This is a genomic window from Arthrobacter sp. PsM3, from assembly GCF_030433895.1.
Lineage (GTDB): Bacteria > Actinomycetota > Actinomycetes > Actinomycetales > Micrococcaceae > Arthrobacter.
Genome location: NZ_JARUXE010000025.1, coordinates 51,804 through 77,114 on the forward strand (window position 1 = coordinate 51,804; position 25,311 = coordinate 77,114).

General features: G+C 61.4%; 20 protein-coding genes and 2 pseudogenes. 8 read left to right on the forward strand and 14 right to left on the reverse strand.

From position 1 onward, the window contains the following. Window positions 1–2: 2 nt before the first annotated feature. The 3 genes from paaD to QCD75_RS14185 are packed head-to-tail and all read left to right on the forward strand — an operon-like array spanning window position 3 to window position 2,609. Entirely contained in the window at window positions 3–539 is a 537-nt protein-coding gene (paaD, locus tag QCD75_RS14175; RefSeq protein WP_301229641.1) for a 1,2-phenylacetyl-CoA epoxidase subunit PaaD, read from the forward strand. Window positions 540–553: 14 nt separating this feature from the next. Further along, window positions 554–1,786, forward strand: a complete 1,233-nt coding sequence (gene paaE / locus QCD75_RS14180) for a 1,2-phenylacetyl-CoA epoxidase subunit PaaE (RefSeq protein WP_301229643.1) — start codon at window positions 554–556, stop codon at window positions 1,784–1,786. A gap of 40 nt (window positions 1,787–1,826) precedes the next feature. Beyond that, the gene (locus QCD75_RS14185; protein ID WP_301229645.1) at window positions 1,827–2,609 is read left to right on the forward strand and encodes an enoyl-CoA hydratase/isomerase family protein; all 783 of its coding nucleotides are present in this window, start codon (window positions 1,827–1,829) and stop codon (window positions 2,607–2,609) included. A gap of 2 nt (window positions 2,610–2,611) precedes the next feature. Here QCD75_RS14185 and QCD75_RS14190 read toward each other — a convergent pair whose 3' ends face one another. After that, the gene (locus QCD75_RS14190; RefSeq protein WP_301229647.1) at window positions 2,612–3,490 is read right to left on the reverse strand and encodes a hypothetical protein; all 879 of its coding nucleotides are present in this window, start codon (window positions 3,488–3,490) and stop codon (window positions 2,612–2,614) included. A gap of 128 nt (window positions 3,491–3,618) precedes the next feature. On the opposite strand from QCD75_RS14190, the gene galU reads away from it, so the two are divergent. From galU to istB, 3 genes and pseudogenes are all read left to right on the forward strand, one after another. Beyond that, window positions 3,619–4,509 carry a UTP--glucose-1-phosphate uridylyltransferase GalU gene (galU, locus tag QCD75_RS14195; RefSeq protein ID WP_301229649.1) on the forward strand — a complete coding sequence of 297 codons (891 nt, stop codon included), beginning with the start codon at window positions 3,619–3,621 and terminating at the stop codon, window positions 4,507–4,509. 112 nt (window positions 4,510–4,621) lie between these two features. Continuing rightward, window positions 4,622–5,803, forward strand: coding sequence for an IS21 family transposase (istA, locus tag QCD75_RS14200; RefSeq protein ID WP_301229651.1), 1,182 nt, complete (start codon window positions 4,622–4,624; stop codon window positions 5,801–5,803). A 59-nt stretch (window positions 5,804–5,862) separates the two neighbouring features. Then, window positions 5,863–6,619 (forward strand): annotated as a pseudogene (gene istB / locus QCD75_RS14205) (IS21-like element helper ATPase IstB). 24 nt (window positions 6,620–6,643) lie between these two features. On the opposite strand, the gene QCD75_RS14210 reads toward istB, so the two are convergent. The 12 genes from QCD75_RS14210 to QCD75_RS14265 form a co-directional block, all read right to left on the reverse strand. Beyond that, complete coding sequence (locus QCD75_RS14210; protein ID WP_301229653.1) at window positions 6,644–7,111, reverse strand: VanZ family protein; 468 nt, start codon at window positions 7,109–7,111, stop codon at window positions 6,644–6,646. 318 nt (window positions 7,112–7,429) lie between these two features. Next, window positions 7,430–7,951: an LPXTG cell wall anchor domain-containing protein gene (locus QCD75_RS14215; protein ID WP_301229655.1), complete on the reverse strand. Its 522-nt coding sequence runs from the start codon at window positions 7,949–7,951 to the stop codon at window positions 7,430–7,432. A gap of 175 nt (window positions 7,952–8,126) precedes the next feature. After that, entirely contained in the window at window positions 8,127–10,007 is a 1,881-nt protein-coding gene (locus QCD75_RS14220) for a DUF4012 domain-containing protein (protein ID WP_301229657.1), read from the reverse strand. 3 nt (window positions 10,008–10,010) lie between these two features. Next, window positions 10,011–11,324: a UDP-glucose dehydrogenase family protein gene (locus QCD75_RS14225; RefSeq protein ID WP_301229659.1), complete on the reverse strand. Its 1,314-nt coding sequence runs from the start codon at window positions 11,322–11,324 to the stop codon at window positions 10,011–10,013. Between the two features lie 45 nt (window positions 11,325–11,369). Continuing rightward, a complete protein-coding gene (locus QCD75_RS14230; RefSeq protein WP_301229661.1) occupies window positions 11,370–12,755 on the reverse strand; it encodes a sugar transferase in 1,386 nt (461 codons plus the stop codon). A gap of 107 nt (window positions 12,756–12,862) precedes the next feature. Beyond that, window positions 12,863–13,837, reverse strand: a complete 975-nt coding sequence (locus QCD75_RS14235; RefSeq protein WP_301229663.1) for a GDP-L-fucose synthase family protein — start codon at window positions 13,835–13,837, stop codon at window positions 12,863–12,865. Continuing rightward, the gene (gmd, locus tag QCD75_RS14240) at window positions 13,837–14,865 is read right to left on the reverse strand and encodes a GDP-mannose 4,6-dehydratase (protein WP_301229665.1); all 1,029 of its coding nucleotides are present in this window, start codon (window positions 14,863–14,865) and stop codon (window positions 13,837–13,839) included. Before gmd ends, QCD75_RS14235 begins: the two co-directional genes overlap by 1 nt. Window positions 14,866–14,915: 50 nt before the next feature. Beyond that, complete coding sequence (locus QCD75_RS14245; protein WP_301229667.1) at window positions 14,916–16,145, reverse strand: glycosyltransferase; 1,230 nt, start codon at window positions 16,143–16,145, stop codon at window positions 14,916–14,918. 36 nt (window positions 16,146–16,181) lie between these two features. Beyond that, window positions 16,182–16,823 carry a glycosyltransferase gene (locus QCD75_RS14250; protein WP_301229668.1) on the reverse strand — a complete coding sequence of 214 codons (642 nt, stop codon included), beginning with the start codon at window positions 16,821–16,823 and terminating at the stop codon, window positions 16,182–16,184. Between the two features lie 528 nt (window positions 16,824–17,351). Continuing rightward, window positions 17,352–18,479, reverse strand: coding sequence for a glycosyltransferase (locus QCD75_RS14255; RefSeq protein ID WP_301229670.1), 1,128 nt, complete (start codon window positions 18,477–18,479; stop codon window positions 17,352–17,354). Then, window positions 18,476–19,066 carry a DapH/DapD/GlmU-related protein gene (locus QCD75_RS14260; protein ID WP_301229672.1) on the reverse strand — a complete coding sequence of 197 codons (591 nt, stop codon included), beginning with the start codon at window positions 19,064–19,066 and terminating at the stop codon, window positions 18,476–18,478. The genes QCD75_RS14255 and QCD75_RS14260 overlap by 4 nt, the downstream gene beginning before the upstream one ends. Window positions 19,067–19,310: 244 nt before the next feature. Beyond that, on the reverse strand, window positions 19,311–20,324 hold the full coding sequence (locus tag QCD75_RS14265; protein ID WP_301229674.1) for a glycosyltransferase family 4 protein: 1,014 nt from the start codon (window positions 20,322–20,324) through the stop codon (window positions 19,311–19,313). 1,035 nt (window positions 20,325–21,359) lie between these two features. Here QCD75_RS14265 and QCD75_RS14270 point away from each other — a divergent pair. Together QCD75_RS14270 and QCD75_RS14275 are read left to right on the forward strand one after the other, a co-directional pair. Beyond that, a complete protein-coding gene (locus QCD75_RS14270; protein ID WP_301229676.1) occupies window positions 21,360–21,674 on the forward strand; it encodes a hypothetical protein in 315 nt (104 codons plus the stop codon). An 820-nt stretch (window positions 21,675–22,494) separates the two neighbouring features. After that, window positions 22,495–23,737 (forward strand): annotated as a pseudogene (locus QCD75_RS14275) (IS110 family transposase). Between the two features lie 164 nt (window positions 23,738–23,901). Here the strand turns inward: QCD75_RS14275 and QCD75_RS14280 are convergent. After that, window positions 23,902–25,137: an integrase catalytic domain-containing protein gene (locus QCD75_RS14280; protein ID WP_301229678.1), complete on the reverse strand. Its 1,236-nt coding sequence runs from the start codon at window positions 25,135–25,137 to the stop codon at window positions 23,902–23,904. Window positions 25,138–25,311 lie beyond the last annotated feature (174 nt).

Here is a 25,311-nt window from a genome sequence, read left to right on the forward strand (position 1 = left end):
CCATGACTGGGATGGACACCAAAACGGCCGAGCAGAAGGCCTGGGACATCGCGGCCACGGTCTGCGATCCGGAAATCCCGGTCCTCACCGTTGCGGACCTGGGCATTCTCCGGAATGTCCAGCTGTTCGACGACGGCGGGCCGGTTCCCGCGGTCCAGGTCACCATCACGCCGACCTACTCCGGCTGCCCCGCGATGGATGCCATCCGGGACGACCTGACCACGGCGTTCCACGATGCCGGCTACCCGCACGTCCGGGTGGAACTGGTGCTCTCGCCGGCGTGGACCACGGACTGGATGACGGAATCCGGCAAGGCCAAGCTGCAGGAATACGGCATCGCGCCGCCCTCCGGCCACACTGCTGTTGATGGAAAAGCCGTCCGGCATGCCGGGCCCATCCGGCTGTCCCTCGCCGTCAAATGCCCGCAGTGTTCATCGTTGAACACCAAGGAACTCACCCGCTTCGGTTCCACTTCCTGCAAGGCGCTCTACGTCTGCCAGGACTGCAAGGAACCGTTCGACTACTTCAAAGTTTTGTAAGGAACAGGTGCCCCATGGCTATTGTCCGCCAGACCGCCGCTGAAACGGCTGCAGCCACCGGCCGCCGCCGCGCGTCCTTCCACCCGCTGACCGTGGACGAGGTACGCCGGCTCACCGATGACGCCATCGAGGTGACCTTCGGCGTTCCGGCCGAGCTCGCCGGCCAGTTCGATTACCTCCCGGGCCAGTACGTCGCCCTGCGCACCACCCTGCCGGATGAGAACGGCGAGCCGAAGGAAATCCGGCGCAGCTACTCCATCTGCGCCGAACCGCAGAGCTTCGCGGACGGCAGCAGCGAGATCCGGGTCGCCATCAAGAAGGACCTCGGCGGACAGTTCTCCACCTGGGCCAACGCCGAGCTCAAAGCCGGAGACGTCCTGGACGTGATGAGCCCCATGGGCGCGTTCGTGTCCAAGCACGGCCGCGACGGCAAAGAGCAGAACCTGATGAACTCCATGAACCATCCGGAGGCCATGGCCGGCGAACTCGCGGGGGAGCCCGGCTCCTTCGTTGCGATCGCCGCCGGCTCCGGCATCACCCCGGTGATCGCAATTGCCCGCACCCTGCTCGCCGCACACCCGGAAACCCGCTTCGACCTGGTCTACGCCAACAAGGCCGCCATGGACGTGATGTTCCTCGAGGAACTGGCCGACCTGAAGGACAAGTACCCGGCCCGGCTGGCCCTGCACCACGTGCTGTCCCGCGAACAGCGGATCGCCCCGCTGCTCAGCGGCCGGATCGACGCGGAGAAGCTGCAGGCCCTGCTGGGGACCGCCATCCACGCGGACGACGTCGACGAGTGGTTCCTCTGCGGCCCGTTCGAGCTCGTCCAGCTCTGCCGGGACACGCTGGCCGAGCGCGGCGTCAACCCGGACCACATCCGCTTCGAACTGTTCACCACCGGCAAGCCGGACCGCCCCGAGGGCAACGCCGGCCGTCCCGTGATTGTGGACGAGTCCCAGGCCACCTACAAGATCACGTTCAAACTGGACGGCCTCCAGGGCGAGGTGGCCAGCCCCACGCACGCCCGCGAATCGATCCTGAACGCGGCCCTGCGGGTCCGCCCCGACGTGCCGTTCGCCTGCGCCGGCGGTGTCTGCGGCACCTGCCGCGCCAAAGTCATCACCGGGGCCGTCACCATGGACGAGAATTACGCGCTGGAGCAGGACGAACTGGACAAGGGCTACGTGCTCACCTGCCAGTCCCACCCCACCACGCCGGAAGTCACCGTCGACTTCGACGTCTAAGGCACCAACCCCCGCTTCCCGCCCCGACCCCAGGAGCCCCATGATTTCCCTCTCCATCGCCGGCGGCGTCGCCGAGATCGTCCTCGACGCCCCGCACAAGCTCAACTCGCTGGACGGGCAGGCCCTCAAGGATTTAGCACAGGCGTACGACGACGCCGCTGCCGCCGCCTCGCGCGGTGAGGTGCGGGCGCTGCTGCTCCGGGGGGAGGGGCGCGCTTTTTGCGCGGGACGGGACATCGCCGGGGTCACGCCGGAGACGGACGACGTCCAGGGGTACCTGGGCGGGCTCCTGCAGCCGCTGCTGCAGAAGATGTCAGCGTTCCCCGCCCCCACCTTCGCGGCCGCGCAGGGGGCCTGCCTGGGCGTGGGGCTGGGGCTGCTGCTGGCCACCGACGTGGTCTACGTGGCGGAGAACGCCAAGTTCGGCTCACCCTTCGCCAAGCTCGGAGCCACGCTCGATTCCGGCGGGCACTGGTACTTCACCGAACGCCTCGGCATGCACCGGACCCTGGACCTGATCTACACCGCCGAACTCATGAGCGGCGCGGACGCCGTGGCCCAGGGGATGTTCAGCCGGGCCATGCCCGCGGCTGAGCTGCTGGAGAACACCCGCGCCATCGTGGCCAAGGCCGCCGCCGGCGCCACCACCGCCTTCACGGCCAGCAAGGAGCTCGTGGGGCACATCCGGGACCAGCGGCTGGGCCTCTGGGCCTCCATGGCAGAGGAGAACGCCGAGCAGGCCCGCCTCTGCCAGACCACGGACTACGCCGAGGGTTTCCTTGCTTTCCAGCAGAAGCGGACCCCGGAGTTCAAAGGCCGCTGAAATCAGGCCGCCGGATCGTCCACCATGGTGAGGCTGTCCTTCAGTTCGGTCCAGAGGTCTGACTCCGTGGGCAGGCTGGCGGGGCAGGCGAGGTTGAGTTCCATCAGGCCGTTTCCGGAGGGCATGGAACGCACAGCGATCCGGTACACCAGCTCCGTGTTGCTCTTGTTCTTGAACCGCAGTTCGGCCTCCTGCAGTTCGATCTTGGTGCCGGCCGAGGTCCGCAGTTTGGTGTAAGTTGACCCGGCGTCGGTCACCACTGTCACCGGGGTGGCGGCCAGGTTCTTGACGCCCTCGATCTCGCCCTGCATCGTGGCCGCGGTTGCTTTCTCGTCCACGGTGGCTTCCCGGGGCGGCAGGATGGCCTGGTGGGTGGTGAAGATGCACGGGTTCTCACTGCTGCGATACGTGATGGTGCCGCCCTTGACGCCGGACATCTTCCAGCCGTCAGGCATTTTCGCGGACCAGACCGGCGGTGAGGTGAAGTCCGCATCCTGGAAGAGATACACGTCGTCGCCGCCGGAAGCCGCGGCCGGGGACCCGTCCGCGGTGGCCCCGCCGCTGGGTTTCGCGGACTCCGGGTTTCGGGTGCTTTCGGTGGGCGCCGGTGCCGCTGCGCCCCCGTTGCCCTGACCGAGGCCGTTGAGGACCATGACCCCAGCAACGGCCAGGACTGCAGCAACACCCACGCCGCCGGCAAGCCAGCCCCAAGCAGGAATACCGCCCTTGGGCGGGGCCTGGCCGAACGGTCCCGGTCCCGGCTGGCCGTACGGGCCCTGTGCAGGGTCGCCGTAGGGCGGCTGGCCGGGCTGCTGCCACCCGTTGTTTTCCGGCTGCTGCGGTACGCCGGGCTGCTGGTCGTTGTTCAAGTTGTCCCCCAATATCTGATTAAATCTGCAACCAGAAGTATTGCCGATAAAATCTGGCCGTGCGATGGGCAGGGCTGCCCATCGGCCGTGTCGCGGCCTTGAATTTCCGGATTTGGTCAACCGATTTGTATGGTTCAGATATGACTTTGGGGAAATCAGTTAGAAAAGCCGTCATTCCTGCTGCCGGACTTGGAACTCGGTTCCTGCCCGCCACCAAGGCAATGCCGAAGGAAATGTTGCCGGTGGTGGACGAACCCGCCATCCAGTACGTGGTTGAAGAAGCGGTGAGGGCGGGCCTCACGGATCTGCTGATGATCACAGGGCGCAACAAACGCGCGCTGGAGGACCACTTTGACCGCGCACCGGCGCTGGAGCGCACGCTGGAGCTCAAGGGCGACACGGCGAAGCTGGAGGCCGTCCAGTATGCTTCCGACTTGGGGCCCATCCACTATGTCCGCCAGGGCGAGGCGAAGGGCCTGGGCCACGCGGTCCTGTGCGCCCGCCAGCACGTTGGTGATGAGCCCTTCGCCGTCCTGTTGGGCGATGACCTGATCGATGAGCGTGACGAGCTGCTGACCACCATGATGGCTGTTCAGGCCAAGACCGGGGGATCGGTTGTGGCGCTTATCGAGGTGGACCCGGCCCAAATCAGTGCCTACGGCTGTGCGGACATTTCTGCAATCGAGGGTGAAGGCTACGTTCGCGTGAACAGCCTGGTGGAAAAGCCGGCCGTTGAGGACGCGCCCTCCAACCTTGCCGTCATCGGCCGGTACGTGCTTCATCCTGTGGTGTTCGATGTCCTGGAGCAGACGGAGCCCGGCAGGGGCGGCGAGATCCAGCTGACGGACGCCCTGCAGACCCTTGCCACTTCAGAGGCAGAGGACGGCGGAGTCTACGGTGTGGTGTTCGGGGGTCGGCGCTACGATACCGGGGACAAGTTCAGCTACATCAAGGCCGTCATCTCGATCGCCTCGGAGCGCGTGGATTTCGGCGAGGACCTCAAGACGTGGATGAAGGCCTTCGTCAGCTGACAGCGCTGTCCACGGCAGGCCTAGGGTGGTTTCCGCGCTGGGCCTGTTAACGCCAGCCGAAAATAGGGCCAGAAGCGCCAACTGAAAACAGGGCCACCGACCATTATGGAAGGTGATCAATTTGGATGATTGGGCGGAGATACGCCACCTGTTTTCGACGGGCAAGCACTCGAAGCGTGAGATCGGCAGGATCGTGGGGGTTTCCCGCGGAACGGTGGAGCGTGCGCTGGAGTCGGACCGGGCGCCGAAGTACCAGCGGGCGGCGGGGGTGTCGAGTTTTGATGCGTTTGCGCCCAGGGTGCGGGAGCTGTTGGTGAAGACGCCGACGATGCCAGCCGCAACGCTCGCGGAGCGGGTGGGCTGGTCCGGTTCCGCATCGCTGTTCCGGGCGAAGGTCGCCGCGATCCGGCCGGAATACGCGCCGCCGGACCCGGCCGACCGTCTGGTCCACGAGCCGGGATTCCAGGTCCAGTGCGATTTGTGGTTCCCGCATGATCCGCTGCCCGTCGGTGAGGGCCAGACTGACACGTCCCCGGTGCTGGTGATGACTTCGGCGTTCTCGGGATTCATCCAGGCACGTATGCTGCCGTCGCGCACGACACCGGATTTGATCGGTGGGATGTGGGCGCTGCTGCAGGATGCGCAGGCCGTCCCGTCCCGGCTGTTGTGGGACAACGAGTCCGGCATCGGCCGGCGCCGGCCCACGGAGCCGGTGGCCGCGTTCGCCGGATCCTTGGGGCTGGAGGTCAAGCTGCTACCGCCGCGGGATCCGGAGTCCAAAGGCATGGTCGAGCGGATGAACAGGTTCTTCCGGCAACGCTTCATGCCAGGCCGGGACTTCCGCTCACCTGCGGATTTCAACGGCCAGCTGGAGGACTGGCTGCCCAAGGCCAACCACCGGTATTCCCGGTCCCGCCACGGCCGCCCTGACGAGCTGATCGTCCTGGACCGGGAGAAGATGAGGGAGCTACCGCCGGTGACACCGGACACGGTATTCCGCAACGCGGTGCGGCTCCCGCGGGCTTACTACGTGCGGGTGTTCTCCAACGACTATTCCGTGGACCCCTCGTTCATTGGGCGGATCGTGGATGTCACCGCTGATCTGGACACCGTCTGGGTCACCCATGACGGCGTCATCATCGCCACACACGTCCGGGCCTGGGCGCGGCATCTGGTGGTGACCGATCCGGCTCATGTTGCCCGGGCCGCAGAGATGCGCAGGGACTTCCGGACCCAGCGGGTGCACCGCCTCGAGCCCGAGGAAGTTGTGCAAATCCGGGATCTGGCCGCCTAGGACGTGATCTTCGGCATCGACCTCGGCCAGGACCCGGCGGTGCTGCTGGAGGCGGCGTCATGAGCGGGACACCCTCACAGATCGAGTACTACGCTCGTGCCCTGCGCGCACCCCGGATCAGCGACGGGTTCCGCCGCCTCGGCGACCAGGCCCGGGACGCCGGCTGGTCGCACGAGGAGTACCTGGCCGCCGTTCTCTCCCGGGAAGTCTCCGAACGCGAAGCCAAGGGGGCTGCGACCCGGATCAGGGCCGCAAGGTTCCCCGCGCACAAGGACCTCGAGGAGTTCAACACGACCACCAGCCCTCCGCGGACCGGAACCTCATCGCCCATCTGGGCACCGGCGCATTTCTCTCCGAGGCCAAGAACGTGGTCCTGCTCGGGCCTCCCGGCACGGGCAAAACCCACCTGGCGGTCGGCATCGGCATCAAGGCGGCCAAAGCCGGGCACCGGGTCCTCTTCGATTCCGCGACGGGCTGGGTCGCCCGCCTGCAGGAGGCTCACTCCCGCGGGAAACTCGCCCAGGAACTGGTCAAGCTACGCCGCTACAGTCTCCTGGTGGTCGATGAAGTCGGCTATATCCCGTTTGACCAGGACGCCGCGAACCTGTTCTTTCAGCTGGTCTCCCGCCGCTATGAACACGCGTCCATGATTCTGACGTCAACCTGCCCTTCGCCCGCTGGGGCGACGTCTTCGGGGACCTGACCATCGCCTCGGCCATGATCGACCGGATCGTCCACCACGCCGACGTCATCAGCCTCAAAGGCAACAGCTACCGGCTCAGAAAACACCAGCCCACGGCCACTACGGCACAATAGAACGAACAACCAGTGGCCCTGTTTTCAAATGGCACTACTGGTCCCGTTTTGGGTTGGCGTTAACAGGGCCCGCCGTTTGTTTCTCTCCCGGAGCGCACGGGCAAGGATCACCCCCACAACGGCCCCGGCAGTATTAGTCGCCACGTCCAGGAGACTGGCAACTCGGTGTGGCAGGAACAGGAACTGGCCAAGCTCCACGCACGCGGACGCCAGCAGGCCCAGCGCCGAGATGTGCCACCACCGGCGGGACGGAAGGGCCAGGGCGGCGGCGAATCCGACCGGAATAAACAGCAGAACGTTCGCGGAGGCCTCCACCAGATTGTAATTAATCCAGCCCGGTATCCCATGGGCGTGCAATTTTGCGAGCACTTTTGTAAGAAGAGACTGGGCCGGGGCGTCAACGGGAGTGGGCCAGAACCCGATGAGGGCCAAGGCTGCGAAATACGCGGCCAGAAGGCGCGCCGGCAACCGAGGGTTGTCCACAATTCTCATATCCGGTTCAGGCCCTTGCCAATGCGAGCAAAGTGACACCCAGTGAGGCTACCGCCAGGAACGTCAGAAGAACGTAGGCAATACGCAGCCGGAGCCGCGGGAGCGGAGGAATCGTGAATGCTGACAGTGACGGAACTGAGCGAATGTATAGCCCAAACAGTTTTCTTCGGCGCCGCCAATGTCTCCCCATAGTCCTCATGGATATCACAGCTTCGGTGTGCAGATGCTTCAGTGTCGGCTTGGATCAAAACCAAAAGGTGGCTGGATCTCCGAATTTCTCGGAAGAACCAGCCACCCTTCGTCGGGTGGATTGTTGAGTTAGGCTGCGATCTCGCCCTTGGCGCGGCGGCGAACCACAACAACCGAAGTGATGCCGGCAGCGAGGGCCCCGCCGCCAACCAAGGACCACAGCAGCAGGCTGGAATCCGCGCCTGTGCTGGCAAGTCCCGTGCCGGTGTTGGCCAGTGCCGTGCCGGCATTGTTGGAGGTCGACGCAAGTGCCGCGCCCTGAACCGTGACCGAGGACGTGGCGACGTTGCCGCTCACAGCGCCTTTAGCGGTCAGCGTGTAGGTGCCGGCTTCGCTGATGCTGAGCTGGATCGTGAAATTGCCGTTGGAGTCAGCTGTGGCGTTGAAGGTCTTCGAGCCCACAGTGATGGTGATGGCCTCGCCGGGGGTGAAGCCCGTGCCCGAGAAGCTGAAGGTCTCACCTACGGCCGGGCTGCCGTCCGAGACGACGCCGGTGGACTTCGGAGACGCGTACCCATCGGCCATGGCCGGAACCGCGCCCATAAGTGCGATGGAACCCGCGAGTGTGATTGCTGCAAGTGTTTTCTTCATGTGTCCCCCTGAGACCATAATTTTTGAGTGTCACGTCAATGGCGGAGATTCCTGGCCCCGGAGTGGCCGCAGGTTGAAATCTCATTTGTTAAGTCCATGCAGACACTAGCACCTATAACGCGTGTTACCAAAGTGAATCAAGTTGCTTTATGTACTGTTTACCTACTGTCTGCATTCACGGGCTGCATGCTGCGTTTTCGGGGGCCAGGATGACATCTTTTACAGGCTGGACGGTGGGCGTGACAACCACCTTAGGCTCCGTGTGCTGGACGATTTTTCCGAAGGTCAGCTCAACCGTGCTGCTCTGCCCTGGAGCCAACATGAGGGTCACGGATCCAACCGGTCTGTTGGCGTGTAGGTTAGCGGCAAAGTCCACCTTCTTGCCATCGATGATGGCTGTTTTCACAATGGCCTGTACTGGACCGTAGGCAACGACATTGGTCTGGACTTTTCCCGCCGGGACGCCCAAATCGCCACCGCCGGTGACATATGCGGGCAGTGACGTCGCTGCATCCGCAGGGGCCGTATTGGTGCTGGTAATGCGGACTTTGACCTGGCCATAGTCGTCACCGGTGCATTCCTTGACGAGCTGTACGGTCCGCTTTATGTAGTAGTCCATCTTGGCGCCGGTACCGTCATTGAAGTACACGCCGAACTGTGCCGGGGCCACGCTGGGGCCCGAGATTGATCCGCTCACAGGATACTTCGCAATGACCGACTGTTCGTCGCTAATGCCGGACCAAACGAGGACGCGGCCCTCTGCGGATCCGCGCGACAGACCGTCGATCAAGCCTTTTGCTTCGCCCTTTCCGCTCGAGAGCGCGGCGAAGATTTCCTTTGCCACCCCAGCGAAGTACACGTCCTGAAGTTGGGGCCTGGCGATTTTGGCGTAAACGTCAGACAGCAGCGTCGGCACAACATTCTTGCCGTTCAGTTCGGAGGGCAGGCCGGTCTTGGCCAACGCCAACAATTCTGGGCTGGTGATCTTTATCGGCCCCGTCGCGTCCAGGACATAGCCCAGCGCCACAGGGTCAAGAGAAATCACGCCGTCCACGTGCTGCCCGGTCTTCTTCTCCCACATGGCCTGTGCCGTGCTGGCGGCAGTAGGGAAGTCAGGGGTCAGGTTGACGTCCTGCATGTACTTGCCGAGGTGTGTGGTGTAAATCTGCTCCTGTTCCGGATCAACGGGCAAGGGCGGGGACATGATCCCGACGTCGGCGGCGCTACCTTGGGCGCCCAGCGTGAGTTTGCCCTTGTCCAGCGTGAGTACCGCCAGCGCTCCGGGAATTCCCCCCGAGGCCCGGGATTCAGCGTTGTTCTGGATCATCAACAAGTAGTTCCGTTGGCCGCCGACTCCCAGCATGTTCGGCGCAACCTTAGCGACGCTTGCCGAGGCATCCAGGGCCCCGGTCACGGCCTGAAGCTGCCCCCTGGCCCGCGTCAGCGGCTCAGCCACTTGCGGCCACAGGCTGCCCGCATCGATTGCGCCCAGCCGCTCAGCGGAGGCCCGCACGGCATGGGCTGCGGCTGAGACGCTGGGGGAGGCGTTGCGAATGGGCTCCAGATCCGTTCCCGCGCTGCTCGGTAGAAGACTGTCCCAATTGAGGGAGCCAAACACCCTTACCAAAGGGGCGACACCCAACGTGGCGACGTCATCGGCTGAACGCGCAACTTCAGCCACGGCGCTGAAATTCGCTCCGAGCCCTGGAGTGGCTGATGCCAGGGTCCACAGTGGATCTCCGGCAGCATCGCGGGCAGCCGCTGTGTGGAAGCGAAGCTGATCAACAGTGGCGCTGGCCTCGTGCTGCTTGTTGCCAGCAATATTCTCCTTGAGAACAAGGATGAGCTGGTTCGCGGCTTCTAGCTCGCTCTTGATGATGCTGGCCCTCGAGCCGAGCCAGGCTGCCGCCGCAACGGCCAGGATGACAACTGCGGCCAGCGAGGCCAAGCCAATCATCAAGCGGCGGCGACGGTCACGGCGGCGGGCCGCGCCCTTGCGGTCCCGTGGTGAGGTGCTGGAGCCATCGGTTTCTGGGAGATTCTGGGTGTCAGTCATGGCCTAGGGACGTCCAAGTCCGCGATAGGTCCATCCGGCCGCGCGCCATTTTGCGGCGTCAAGTACATTGCGGCCGTCCAGGATCCGGGGCGAGCCCACCATCCCGGCAAGTTCGTAAGGGTCAAGGCCGCGGTACTGCGGCCATTCTGTGAGGAGCAGCAAAGCATCTGCTCCCTGTATCGCCCACTCGGTATCAAATTCATACTGCAGCTCCGGGAATCTTTTGGCGGCGTTGGGCAGCGCCTTCGGGTCGGTGACGGTTACTATGGCTCCCTGCGAATGGAGCTCAGCTGCGATGCTGAGCGCAGGGGAGTCGCGGACGTCGTCGCTTTCGGGTTTGAAGGCTGCACCCAGCACTGTGATTCGCTTATCCTGTAAGGCTCCGACACACAGTGCGCGGGTCAGTTCCACGACGCGTTCCCGTCGCCGCACGTTGATGGCGTCCACCTCACGGAGGAACGTAAGCGCCTGATCCGCGCCCAGCTCGCCAGCACGGGCCATGAACGCCCGAATGTCCTTGGGCAGGCATCCCCCGCCAAACCCAATGCCGGCATCGAGGAATTTCCGGCCGATGCGGTCATCCATGCCGATTGCGTCTGCCAGCTGTGTGACGTCCGCCCCCGAGGCTTCGCAGACTTCTGCCATGGCGTTGATGAAGGAGATCTTAGTAGCCAAGAATGAGTTGGCGGCTGCCTTGACCAGCTCGGCGGTGGGTAGAGCCATCACCATCCGCGGAATACCCGCCCCCAGAAGCTCGGAGTAGACCCTGTCCAGGATTGTCACAGCGGGATGGTCCTCTGAACCGTCCTGCACGCCGTAAACGAGGCGGTCAGGCTGGAGGGTATCGGCCACTGCGTGCCCTTCTCGGAGGAACTCGGGGTTCCATACCAAGTGGGCACCCGGCTCGGAGTTTCGGATCCGTCCCGCAAGACGTGCTGCTGTGCCTACGGGCACCGTTGACTTACCGACGACGACGTCGCCAGCCCGGAGATGCGGTCGAAGCGAGAGTGTTGCGGCGTAAACGTAGTCCAAGTCTGCACCGTTCTCGCCCTCTTTCTGCGGGGTGCCCACACAAATGAAGTGGACGTCGCTTCCGGCGGCCGCTGTCATGTCAGTCGTAAAGGATAGGCGACCAGTCTCCCGGAGGTCTTCGAGGAGCTCATTCAAATTGGGCTCGTAAAATGGCGCTACGGCGCCAGAGAGGGAATTGATCTTCCCTTCATCGACATCGATGCCGACCACCTCGTGCCCCAGCTTGGCCATGCAGGCCGCATGTACGGCGCCAAGGTACCCGCAACCAATGACTGTTATGCGCATTTTTTCCTTCTGCTTTAAACGGGATATCGCGAACAGCAGCGCTGGTCAGTAAGCGCCGGTCCGGTAGAGGACAGCTCGCACGGTTCGCAACAGGATGATGAGATCGCCGGCCAAGGACCAATTCTCCACGTAGTAGAGGTCGAGCCGGACCGCGTCCTGCCAGGACAGATTCGAGCGGCCGCTGACTTGCCACAACCCTGTGAGACCTGGCTTCACGAGAAGTCGGCGGCGCACGTCTTGTTCGTACGCCTCTACTTCCGACGGCAGCGGGGGTCGGGGGCCCACTAGGCTCATGGATCCGGCAACAATGTTGAAAAGCTGAGGTAGTTCATCCAAACTGAACTTCCTCAGTACAGCGCCGGCGCGGGTCACCCTTGGGTCCTGCTTCATCTTGAAGAGCACGCCCCTACCTTCGTTATGGGAGGAGAGATGTTCAAGTTGTTGTTCAGCGTCAACCCCCATTGAGCGGAATTTGAGCATTCCGAAACGAGCGCCTTCGATTCCCACGCGCTCCTGTTTGAATAGGATGGGGCCAGGGCTATCCAGCTTGACCGCGATGGCCACGCACACCATGACCGGGAATGCCAAGATGATCATGGCCGCAGCCGCCACGATATCGAACAAACGCTTGGCGACCCCCTGGCCACCCTCCAACGCTGGCGTCGTGACGTGAATCAGTGGCAGCCCGGCAACCTGCTGCGTATGGATCCGGGGGCCCGCGATATCTGTCAGGGCCGGAGCCATGATCAGGCCAATATTGCGGGCGGCGAGTTCCCAGCCCAAGTGCCGTAGCGTCTGGGGATGCAGCTGGACCCCGGCCGACACGGCAACCGTGTCGGCATTGCATGCGGTGATTGCCGCAAGTATTGAGAGTGTGTCGGGGCGGGAGCCAAGGATCGGCAGACCAGACTCCGGTTCCGCTTCAAGTCCATCGTGAACTCCGGGGGTGTAGGCAGCCACGGGCAAATACCCGGCGCCCTTAACGCGCTCCAGGGATGAGGCCAGGTGCGCCACGGAGCTTGGGCCTCCCACGAGCAACAAACGTGACATGCTGCGGCCTCCCTGGCGTTCAACGTTCAGGTGCTGCCGAAGGAGCCAGCGAGCCAAGAGGAGACCGCCCAGTCCGACCGGAAGTGCGATCCCAACGTAGCCACGGGCCGTGTCTATCCGCAAGACATAGGAGAATATGGCAACCAGTCCAAAGAGCCACAGCGAGGCGGCAGCGACCCTCTTATACTCGTCGGGTCCGGCCCCGAGAATTCGGCTCTGCCTGCTGTTCCATCCGCCGAGCATCATCCACCAAGCGACGGCCAGAGTTACAGAAACCCATGTGTAGTTGAAGTCCTGGCCGTTGACAGCAGCGCCGGGTTCAACTCCAAATCGCACGACGTATGCCCCGACAATGGCCCAGATTACGACGAAGGCATCCACGGCGCCCAAGAGACGGGAGGTCCGCTTCCGCCACTGCGCGTCTCCGCTCACCTGATTTCCCCCAATTTGTTCAACGTGCGTCAAGGACCGGCCCTCCGCTGGGTCGGTTAGGTCCGTATGGTTGCCATGTTCGCCCGGTACCACTGCACCGTCTCTCGGATGCCCTCATTGAGCCCGATCGATGCGGTCCAACCGGCTTCGGCGAGCATGGAAACGTCAAGGAGCTTGCGCGGTGTGCCGTCCGGCTTGGAGGTATCCCACTCGATGTTTCCCTGATAGCCCACAGCTTCAGCCACAGCCGACGCGAGTTCCTTAACGGTGACGTCGGTTCCGGTGCCGACGTTCACCTGAGACGGTCCGTCATAATGTTCAAGCAGGTGAAGGCAGGCCGTGGCCATGTCGTCGACGTGCAGGAACTCTCGGCGAGGGGAACCAGTGCCCCAGTTCGTCACAGTAGCAGCGCCCGACCTGGCGGCCTGGTCGTAGCGGCGAATCAGGGCGGGCAGCACGTGCGAACCGTCCGGTGAGAAGTTGTCACCCGGCCCATAGAGGTTCGTGGGCATCGCCGAGATCCATGGAAGGCCGTACTGGCGGCGGGTAGCCTGGACATGCATAATGCCGGCAATCTTGGCGATGGCGTACGCGTCGTTGGTCGGCTCCAAGTGTCCGGTGAGGAGCGATTCTTCCCGTATTGGCTGGTCGGCGAATTTCGGGTAAATGCATGATGAACCAAGGAACAAGAGCCTTTCTACGCCGTGCTCACGCGCGGCATCGAGTACATTCACCTGAATTCTCAGGTTGTCGCTGAGGAAATCAACCGGATGCGTGTTATTGGCCAGGATCCCGCCCACCTTGGCTGCTGCAAGCACCACGTAGCGCGGCTTCGCCTCTGCGAAGAAGTTAAAGACGTCATCGCGATTCTTCAGGTCCAGTTCCGAGGACGATCGTCCGATGAGGTTCGTGAAGCCTTCTCCATCAAGATTGCGCCAGATCGCGGAGCCGACGAGTCCGCGGTGACCGGCAACATAGAACTTCGACGATCGGTCCAGTTTGGCGGGAACGAAATTGATGCCTGCGGTCACTAGTTATTCCAACTGTCGAGGTTGACGCTATCAATCCAGTGATTACCGGCGTGCCGCAGGGCTTCGATGTCGGCGTCAACCATAATGCGTGCCAACTCCGGTGTATGAACCGAGGCCTTCCAGCCCAGCTTTTCCTGCGCCTTCGAGGCATCTCCCACCAAGGCGTCCACTTCGGTCGGGCGCAGGTAACGCTCGTCGAAGCGCACGTGGTTCTCCCAATTGAGACCAGCATGCTCGAACGAAATCTGCAGAAAGTCACGGACGGTGTAGTTACCACCGGTTGCGAGCACGAAGTCATCGGGCTCATCGACCTGAAGCATGCGCCACATGCCTTCGACGTACTCAGCTGCATACCCCCAGTCGCGCACGGCATCCAGATTTCCCATGTAGAGCAAATCCTGTTTGCCCGCCTTGATGGCGGCCACTGCGCGCGTGATCTTCCGTGTCACGAAGGTTTCGCCACGGCGAGGCGATTCATGGTTGAAGAGAATACCGTTCACAGCGAACATTCCGTAAGCTTCGCGATAGTTCTTGGTAATCCAGTAGCTGTAGACCTTGGCCGCCCCATAGGGAGACCGCGGATAGAACGGGGTGTCCTCGTTCTGCGGGGGCGGGGTGGCGCCGAACATCTCCGAGGACGACGCCTGATAGAACTTGGTCTCGATCCCTGACATTCGGACGGCCTCAAGGAGCCGAATCGTCCCGACCCCGGTGGTGTCGGCAGTGTGTTCCGGCTCGTCGAATGACACGCGGACATGGGACTGAGCTGCCAGGTTATAAACTTCGTCAGGCTTGATCTGCGCAAGCAGGGTGACCAATCTTGCACCGTCACTCAGGTCGCCGTAGTGAAGGAAAAGCCTGGCGTTGGGATCGTGCGAATCGACGTACAGGTGGTCCACGCGTGCGGTGTTGAACGTCGAGGCCCGGCGGATGAGGCCGTGCACCTCATATCCCTTTGACAACAGCAGTTCGGCCAAGTAGGAGCCGTCCTGCCCTGTGATGCCGGTTATCAGCGCGCGCTTAGCCATGGAACCCCCCATAAAAGTAAACTTGGTATGGCAACAGTGAGTCGCCCGACCTATCGGCCGTGCGACGATGCCAGACGTGTAATGAAATCATCATAGTCGCCCACGGCTGCTGCTTCGGACAATATTTCATTTCTGAAACGAAGACCGTTGATGCCGAGGGACGCGGCAGCTTCTGGATCGAGCCCAAGCCCTTCTGCAGCTTCAAGGAGCGCCTCCGGAGCGGCCGCATCCACCCTGAGGCCGCCAAGCGACGCACTAATCTCCATGGCGGTGACGCTTCCGCCATCCGTGGCTGCAATCACGGGAACTCCGGCGTTGAAATAGGAAGTTAGCTTGCTCGGAACCGCCATATCCTTGACGCCAGGCAATTCATTAACCAGAAGGATGTCAGCGGCCGCCAAGGCCTGTTGAAATTCATCGGCCGGTAGCGGCGCTATAAATTGGATGTGAGTGAGACCTTCGGCTCGCCCCTCAAGCCGCTTACGCTGGTTTCCGTCGCCCATAAGGACAAATTTCACCTTGCTCTGCCGCTTTTGCGCCAAACGGGCAGCTTCAACGACATTTTCCAGTCCCTGCTTCTTGCCCATATTTCCGGCGTGAAGGACCACTACGTCTTCTGGGGCCCAGCCTAGCCTGACTCGGGACTGTTTGTTCCCAGAAACGGGAGACGGTGGGAGATGAGTCCAGTTGCGAATGACTCTGGTGTCTTCGAATGGCACTCCCAGGGTGTTGACGATGTAATCGCGGAAACGGTCGTGAATGACCACGACGCCATCTGCTGAACGCAGAATCACAGATTCGACTTTGCCCATGAGCCATCCAAGCTTCTTGCTCCCCGTTCCTGTCTCGACAACTCCGAGACTGTAGAGGTCTTGGATCCAAAGCCCAACCGCGGGCCGACGTGGAGTGAGCCGTATGCGGAGGAGGGCGATTGCGGATGAGAACAGTGCCGGGCTGACAAGCAAAACCACGTCCGGCTTACCCCAATGCGAAAAGAGTAGGCGCAAACCGAAGCTGAGTTCCATGTGCATCCGGTGAACGGCGGTTGGTGCGGTAGGTATGAAGTGCCTGCGCCGCTTGACGCTTACTCCGCCCATCAACTCATCATGAGCCCAGCCGCTGTAGCCGTCCTTCAGCTGCCATTCCGGGTAGTGGGGGTAGCCCGTAATCACCCGGACGCTGTGACCGGCCGCAACGAGCCCCTCGGCCAGGCTAGCTGTATATGGAGCGTTTCCTGTGGGTTCGGGGGAGTAGTTAATTCCAAGAATTGTGATCTTCAACTTTGTGCTTCCCGTTGTAATATCCGTGGTTGAGCTTCACGATTGGCATTCCGGACTTTCAGCCTTACCGAGCATGCTGAGGACGCCGGCGCTGAAGTTGGCAACCATGTTGTCGATAGTCGGGTAGGCCCAGGATGAACCCGAGGAGGATTTTCCGCCATTGCCGGGGGAAAGCATGAACCGTCGCACAAGGGCGACATAGGAGTCCACATCATTTCCGGACGTGTAGCGGGATTCGCCTTCGATCAGGTAATCTGCCTCCGCAGAATGATAAGGCCAATCTGTTGTAAGGATTGGGATCCCCAGCACGAGCGCGTCGACGGCAACCAAACCGATCCGGCCAGGCATGAGCAATGCCGACGCCACCCGACCTATTATGGCCCTCTCATACGGCGTGGCATATCCTATCCGGATAGTTTGTCCCCTGGAGATCGAGACGTCCAAGAGATTGGATTGCGACCCCTTACCCCCGACGACGACACGCAAGTCCGGATCCGTTGCCCACAGTCGATCCAAGGCCTCCGCGAGGAATGAAATACGCTTGCTTTCGTCGAGCCCTCCAAGGAAACCCAACGTGCGCCCCTGCTTGAGTCCGTGGCAAGTCATATATTCCGCTACCGCAGAGTCTGCAAGCCCTTGGCTACACTCAGACAAAGCTTGGGTGTCGATAGTGTTCATGACGGTGGTAAGTCGCCTAGCGGGAACTCCCAGGTCCGCTGCAAAAGCAGCGCCGCTTGCTGAGTATGCGAATACATGGTCCGCCTGACGGAGCTGCCACCTCTCTGCGGCCGCGTCTAATGGGTGGCTATCGGCTACGTAGGAATCAATGTGTCCCCACACTCCGACGCGAAGGCTGCTCCGAGGACGCTTCGAGTCCAATATGGCCCAGTAGGTGTCAACTGATGACCCCAGATGGCCCACAATGACACCGTCGGCCCCTGCCCACGACTTTGAAGCACCCCCCAACGTAAGCGTTCGCCCGCCGAGGTGGAGTCGGCGGTGGCGGACTGGAATAATCCAGTTCGCGCTCTCAGCGTCGCCCCGATCGGTCCCGTGAACGGATGGAGAGGCAGCCGCCACGCGGCAGTGAACATTGGAGTCCTTCAATACGTCGATGAGGCGTGAGAAAAAAACCATCCTGTAAGCCGGAACGTACGGCTGTACGATGATCAGTGTTTTGGCTCTAGCCACTGCTATTTTCCAGGCTCATGATGCACCGCTGCTAATTGAATAGGCGAGTTGGAGTTGATCACAGACCGCCTTCATGCTGAATTTCTGTTCAGCAAGAACTCTTGCCCGGACGCCGACAGACTTTCTATAATCGGGATTTGCTAGCAGGCGATCGATGCTTACTACAAGGGATTCTAGGCTAGAGTCAATAACAGTTCCGGCACTTGCTTCGGTAATTGCGGCCGCTAAACCACAGCTGTCCGTTACCACAACGGGCTTTCCCAGGGAAAGCGCTTCTAACACTGACATTGGAAATGGTTCATCGACCGATGGCAAAACGTATATCGTCGATCGGTTGATCCTGGAGGTCGTGTCTTCAGGAGATAATGCACCTTCCCATCTGAGTGCGTCGCCCATCCCAGATTTTCGTATGGCTATTTCAATTGCGGGGCCTTCTCCGCCGTCCGGACCTACGATCGAAAATCGAACGTCGGGGTATTTGCTGTGGAGGGCTTTCGCCATTGCAACGAACATTAGCGGGCGCTTGCGTGAATGTAGACGCGCCAGAAACAGTACTTCGATCGCAGCCTCCGCTGTCGCGAGGGTTCCTCTTGTTTCCGGGACCCCGTTGTGCAATTCTTTAAGATTCAAAGGCGCCCGCGTGACGTTCGACAATCCGAGGCGCTCCTGCGGCGTCAGATAGAAGATGGTGTCGGCCCCCTCAAGTGCACGCTTGGTCCACACCGCATCTACCGTTCCGGCCAAGGGATGATTTGAAGGAGTTATCATTCCGTGCGTTTGCAGAACATAAGGAAGCTTACGGCGCCGGACCTCGGTGGCGGCCGGCAAGGTCACAAGGTCGCGGCTCAAGTGGATGTGGGCAACATCTGCCGACTTCACGGCGGTCTTCAACCACTTTTGAAGAGCAGGTGCCACCAACCCCGAGAATCCGGTCTTGGGCACCGGGTTAAAAGCTTCGAATAGCATTACGGGGACGCCATCAAATTCGCTGGGCAGTCGCCGCCCGAATCCTTGGGCTCCTGCCGCAAGGAGGACGTCATGTCCTGCGGCAAGAAGTTCACGCGTCTGATTGACCGCTACTCTGACCGGACCGCCATACTCTCCGCTGGGCGAAATCAAAGTGGCCACCTGAATGATCTTCATTTCTTCGGCGCCTTTGAGGTCATTTGCGCCTGCGGTGCCAGCACCGTTGTATCGTCGGGTACATCCCGCGTGACAAGAGCCATCGCACCTACAACAGAATTGCGTCCGACGCTCACACCCCGCAATACCGTGGCTCGGGCAGCAACCCATGCGCCTTCCGCTATATGGATCGGGGCGTTATCGAACTCGAATGCCGGGTCGTCCGCCTTATGGCTTCCAGTGCACAACATCGCTTCTTGCGAAATGCACACATTCGATTCAATTGTGATCGGCTCTAAGTTCAGGAGCCAAGCATCAACGCCGATCCAAACATCATCGCCGACGATTAGTTTCCATGGCCAGTGTATGCGAACGCCCTGTCGAATCAAGACTCTGCTCCCCACACTGGCGCCGAACCGGCGCAATACGATCGCGCGAACACTGGAAGGGCACCAGATGCGCTCCACCAGGACGGTTGACGTGAGTACCCAAAGTGCTTGAACGGACTTAGGCCGCCCCTTGTCGTACCCTGCCCCCGAAAACTCCGACAGGCGCCGTGTGCTGAACAATGCATCCCCCTTCGTGGAGCTTCTTTCTCGATCGGTCATACGAGTCCTTGCTCTGCTGTGCCGTCAGCAACCAACTTTGCCAGCGTACGCCGGAGCGCTCCATGGATCGAACTGTAGGCGCGCTGCGAAACCTATGATGATGATTTTCAGTGTCAGATTTTGAGTTGCGTATCGAGCAGCAGAGTGCAGCAGTTACCGTCGAGCTCGGCGAATGGATAAACGCGCGAGGCAGTCGCCTCGAATGGCATCCTCTGAGGAGCCGGCTTCGCATACGTGTATACGGCTACCGGACCATGTCGATTGCCCGATCAAAGGATTCGGAGAAACGCTCGGGCGTGTGAACCAGAATTTGAGGTTCTTGGATTCTTGCCATCCATGCATTCCGAGAGTTATGCATCTGCGATTCGAGATCACTCAGATCTGGTTTAGTGATGAAGACACCCTGCATGCCCAAAACTGAGGGGACGACTCCGCAGTTGGCTGAGACGACTACGTGCATACCTGCCGCGAGGGCCTCGTTGACAACTAGTCCCCAAACTTCTTCCGACGATGCTAGTACGAGTGTTTCGTGACCGGCCATGACTTCGGGAAGCAGATAATTATCTACATGATTTCTGAACGTTATCGATGAGCCACATTTAGCCGCTTTTTGGTGAAGGTAATCCGCTTGCTCGCCGGATCCAACTATACTTAGGCGGTCCTCAGGCAGCGCGATGGATTCGAATGCATCAATTACGTTTTTCACGCGCTTTCGCTGTATCAGCTGGCCCACGTAAAGAAACGAATGACCTACCGTCAGCGGCGTCTGAGACGTCACCCTTAGGGACGCTAGATGGAAAGCCTTAACGTCCACCGCATTGACCCCCTCGACGATTCTGTCGTCTGATATTCCAATGTGTAGGAGTGCTCCGCGAGCATCGGGTCCGGGGACTACGACCGCATGCATAGTTGCAAAGAATAGCCGGCGTACCCAGGCAACGGGACCTCGCGTGTTCTTCATCGTACTTAGGGTGCTTTCGTAGAATCCCACTCGTCCTAGGCCAAAAACTCTTGCGGCGAGAAGCAATAGCCAGTACGCGGGCGATTCCCAACCGCCAAAGATTATAACGTCATAATTACGGACGCGAAGTAGCCATCTAGGATCGCGCAGAAAATAGTATCTGGCTTCGCCGTATTTCAGTTTACTCGTTGGAATCTCGCTGTACTTAACCGTGTCAGTTTCTCTGGGCTGCCAGTCGGTTCCCCGGTTCGCGGCTCTGTCGGCTGCCAATGATTGCGCTGACTCGAGAAGTGCCACCGTAAGCTGGTGCCGCTTTTGCATCGCACGCCAGAGCGGCACTCGATAAGGTGCAGCCAAGTTGGTTAGCCATAAGACTCTGACCGGCCTCGGCAAAGCTTCGTCGACAATGTTAGTTTTCGTCAGGACACACCCCACATGGTTTTAGTATCTTGGGAGTCATGCTGGCTCAGTCTGCACTCCTGCCATTGATCCCCGTCAAATGTACCCCAGATGTTCGAGTCAAATGAGCGAGTGGCTCCGATCGGATCGTGCAACCGCTGCCGGGAAAGCGAGAACTTCACCAGCTCCGCGGCTGAGGGGCTGACGCCGAAATCACGCCCGCAAGGCGGCGCGTGTGGTCCTGAAGTCCAGCCCGTCTGTCCGGCCCGTATGGGAACATGAATTCCTTGCCTTTGAACCGGTGCGGGCTGCTGGCCACCTCGTTGGCGCGCATCGCGCCTCCACGATCGAGCTCCGGCGCAAGGGGGGCTCAAATTGGATCCGCGCGACCGGTCCAGTACCGGGGCCGGGAGGTTGCTGAAGGACTCCATTCGAATGCGTTACTGGGCCGAACGGTGGGATCACAGTCCTGTTCACGCGGAGACCGGTCTGGTTGGCCGTGCGGTCGCATTTCGGGCACTTAGCGGATGAGCGTGGTTAGTCCGGTCTGAGGCCGACTTCGTTGTGTGAGCAGTTCCGGTGCAGTGTGTTGCAGCAGGAAGGAGTCGGGACCTCTTTGTATTGGTAGCGATCAAGCAACCAATACCCAAAGAGACGCTGACGCGAAAAAATGATAATAGGCGTTTCCTTGGGGTGGGCGGCAGCATGCGAGTTGATCGGCTGACTGGAGAGGCTGACGGGTGACTTGGAAGCCGAGACTTTTCGAGTTGTTGAAGGTTTCGATTCTTTTCCCAGCACAGTGGCCATGGCGTCGGGACTATTCGTCCAGGCCCGGGTCGACGAAGCATTGGCCTGAGTTGAGCATGGGTCTGTTGGAGATGAGGATGGAATGCTCCACGGCGACGAGGGCTTTCATAGTCCCGCGCCAGGGACTTGAACCGCCGCCTGCACTTCGCCCACCTCGCCATCTACCAAACCTGCCCGGAACACCGAAGGGTGCTGGTGGCCGAGGTGATCGTGTCGTTCCCGACCTGCCCCAGCGTGGAAGTCGCCCGGCGAGGCCGGCCCCTTCGGGCCTGGCAACCCGCGATACTGGTCTACGTCGACACCAACGGCGTCATCGAGACCACCCGCGGAATAGCCCCCGGATTCCAAGGCTTCTGCAACTTCGCTAACTACCGGCTAAGTTGCCTACGCGGCGCCGGCGGGCACCGCCCCCACCGGGCGAAAAGAACCAACGATGCCTAAATGCGAAGGCCCATGAATCGGGTCTGCTTGAAAGACCGGCAGGAGCCCAGAATCTCTTTCACGAGCCGTGACGCCCAGCCGAAAACTGGAACCACCACGGACCCGCCCAAGGCCACGGTAAACGACGACCAGGCCACCTCAACGGGGGGTGGTCTTACGGATGATCTTCCACTCATGGCTCTTGGCGTGGCGGCAGTTGTTCAGCTTGTGGTTGGGCTGCTGTGTACTGGAATAACCGGAGCCTGTAATGCGCATGATCCCGGCACACGTGAGCGGTTCGTCTGAGGTTCCTGGCACTGAAGTTGCCAGCTTCGCTGCAAGTGTTTGTAACCCGGGTCCGGCAAAATGTGAGCACGTTATTGCGCCACATTTTCAGGGGTCAGCAACGGTGTATTCGCCTCCCGCATTCTAGTCGCTTTCACGACGTTACGAGCTCGGCCCAGACCTGGTGCAAGCCGTCGATCTGATCAGTCTTCAGCAGTTGGCGGAAGTGTTCCGTGATGCCCCAGACACCGACTTAGTTCCTGAGGGGCGCTGCGCTCGGCCGTGGGCATGGAAAATCTAAGCCTGAATCCCGTGGCTCTCTGGTGCTTGTCCGGGGTGCGGACACACTTAAGGAGTGTGTTCCGGTCGACCCGGGTCGCTCTATGGTGCCGGTGAGCCTGTGGCTTAGTTTGGTGGTGGAGGGCACAGCTTTGTTGTCCGCGGGACCGTGGATTGTTGCCTTTGAGCACGAATGTCAGATTTGTTGTCTAATCCGTCCTCCCCGGAACGCAGACACCTTGATTCCTGCTGGCATGACTGGGAAGGGTGATTCGCTATGGAAGTGAACCACCCGTGGTGCGCGGGCATTGATGTTTCGAAGAAGGATGCCAAGGTCTGCGTCCGTGTGCAGGGCCGCGGGTCCAGGCCCACGACGTCGACGGTCACCACATGGGGTGCGATGACCGAACAGATCCTGGACCTGAAAGAGCACCTCCTGAACGAACATGTGAGCCTGGTTGTCATGGAAGCGACCGGTGACTACTGGCGTCCTTTCTACTACCTGCTCGAAGACGACGGGCTTGACGTGGTTTTGGTCAACGCCCGTGACGCCAGGAACGTACCGGGCCGCAAAACCGATGTCTCCGACGCCGCCTGGCTGGCCGACCTGGGCGCCCACGGGCTGGTCCGGGCCTCCTTCGTGCCCCCGCCCCCGATCCGGGAACTGCGGAACCTCACCCGGGCGAGGACCATCATCACCCGGGAACGGACCCGGGAGATCCAGCGGCTGGAGAAGCTCCTCGAGGACGCCTTCATCAAACTGTCCTCGGTGGCCTCGGACATCACCGGCGTCTCCGGACGGCTGATGCTGCAGGTACTGATCGAGGGGCAGGATGATCCGGCGGCCCTGGCAGAGCTGGCTCACGGACGGATGCGGTCGAAGATTCCCGAGCTCACCTACGCGCTGACTGGCAGGTTCAGCGGCCACCACCGCTACATGGCGGAACTGTATCTACACCGGATCGACGACCACACCGCCGACATCGAGGCCCTGAGCGCCAGGATCGAGGAGGCGATCGCGCCCTTTCGTCCCGCCCGGGAACTCCTGATCAGCATCCCGGGATTCAGCACCACCATCGCCGAGGTCTTCATCGCCGAAACCGGCGCCGACATGACCGTGTTCCCCAGCGCGCGGCACCTTGCATCCAGGGCCGGCACCTCCCCGGGGTCCAACGAATCCGCCGGACGGGTCAAATCCACCAAGACCCGGCCCGGCATCCGATACCTCAAAGGAGCCCTCGGCATCGCCGCCCTCTCGGCAGCACGATCAAGGACACCTACTTCTCCGCCAAATACCGGCGCATCACAGCCCGGCGCGTGCCTCCAAGGCACTCGTCGCGGTGGAACACGCCATGCTCACCGCGGCCTGGCACCTGCTCACCACCGGCGAACTCTACAAAGACCCCGGAGCCGACTACTTCACAAGGAAGGCACCAGCCAAAACCAAAGCCCGCGCGATCGGACAACTCGGGTCCCTGGGCTACCAGGTCATCCTCGAGCCCCTGCAACAGACCGGATAACGACCGGCTACGACGCCAACCCACCGGATCCTCCGGTCACCGGGACGTGGGCACCGCAAATTTCATGTCAGCTGCTGAGGGTCGGCTTCGCTCGTCCCGCCGTGTAACGTGAAAATTCGGCGGTGGTCTTATTTTGTGGGCTGGGCGGTCCGTAGTGCCTCACGTCAAGATGCTCGCGAAACGGTTCTGCGTGCCTCACGTATTTTTGCTCGCGTCGGCGAGTCACGCATTGCCTGGGTCTTGTCGGCAGCGAGGCTGATGAGCCGGAGCTGGATGTCTGTGATTCCGCGGGTGAGATCCGCGGGATTCGTGGAGTTGAACAGGGCCTCGAGCTCAGCGTCCTTGGCGGGTGTGAGCACACCCGCGTCGGTGACCCGCTGGTAGGGGGTTCGGGGTTTGTCGTAGATGCGGGTCTTGTGGCCGTTCCGGTTCTCCCGCCAGCCAATGGCCTTCTTCGTCGCGGTAAACATGTTGAACCGGATCCGCACCAGGGCGTAGAGCTCGTTGAGCAGCTGCAGTTCCAGCGCGGTGTCATACCGGTAGTGGAAGGCGTGACGGCGCACGATGTCACCGTTTTTCTGCTCCACATGGGCGTTGTCGTTGGACTTGTAGGGCCTAGCGCGGGTGAAGTAGATGCCCCGGGCCGCTGCCCAGCCAACGAGGGCCTGGTTGATGAACTCCCCACCGTTATCGGTGTCCAAACCCGTGAGCGGGAACGGCAGACGCTCGGCGACTGTTTCCATCGCTGCGAGGATCCATTTAAAGGCGCTGTTGCGGATCGCGACGTTCTCCGTCCAGCCAGTGAACACGTCGGTAGCGGTCAGTGTGCGGGCGAATTCCCCCACCAGGGCAGGGCCGCAGTGCGCGACCAGATCCGCCTCGATAAACCCGGGAACCTGCTCGTGTTCCTGGCCGGCCCGCCGCACCGCGATGGACGAGCGGAGCTCGCTGCCAGCCTTCGTGGCGGACAGGCCCTTCGGCGCCATCCCCTCGCGGGTGGGCTTCAGGAGACGGTCGATCGTGGCCCCGGAGACGGCCATTAGCTGGTTCCGGATTTCCGGGCTGAACCGCACACCTTTCAGCTCACCATAGGCTTCCAGTTTGGGTAGCCACAGGTCCATGGTCGCCGCGAGGTACTTGCCCGACGGCATGCCGGCCAGCCGCCAGACCCTGATCAAAGCCATCAGCGTGTCGTATCCATAAGTCCGCGGGCGGGGCTTCCTCTTCGCTTTCCGGACGGGAATTTTACGTTTCAGCGCCGTGGACAACGCGCGGCGGGCGTTGGCCCGGGACCAGCCGGTGACAGCGACCAGATCGTCCAGGATCCTTCCCTTGTCCTTCTTGGCCGCCCGCGCATACTCCGCCGCGAATTGCTTGGTGATCTCCCTGCGCGCTGACAACGACAACCCCTGACCCATCCATCATGGTCCCAGCAGTACCCGGAGCCGGACACGTTTCGCGAGCACTTCCCAAATGAGGCACGCACCCCACTTCGCGAGCACTATTCATGAGTCTCGTCGCGGTCTTGTCGGGGGTGCGGTTGGGGCTGATACTGCTGCTGTGTTCCGGATACG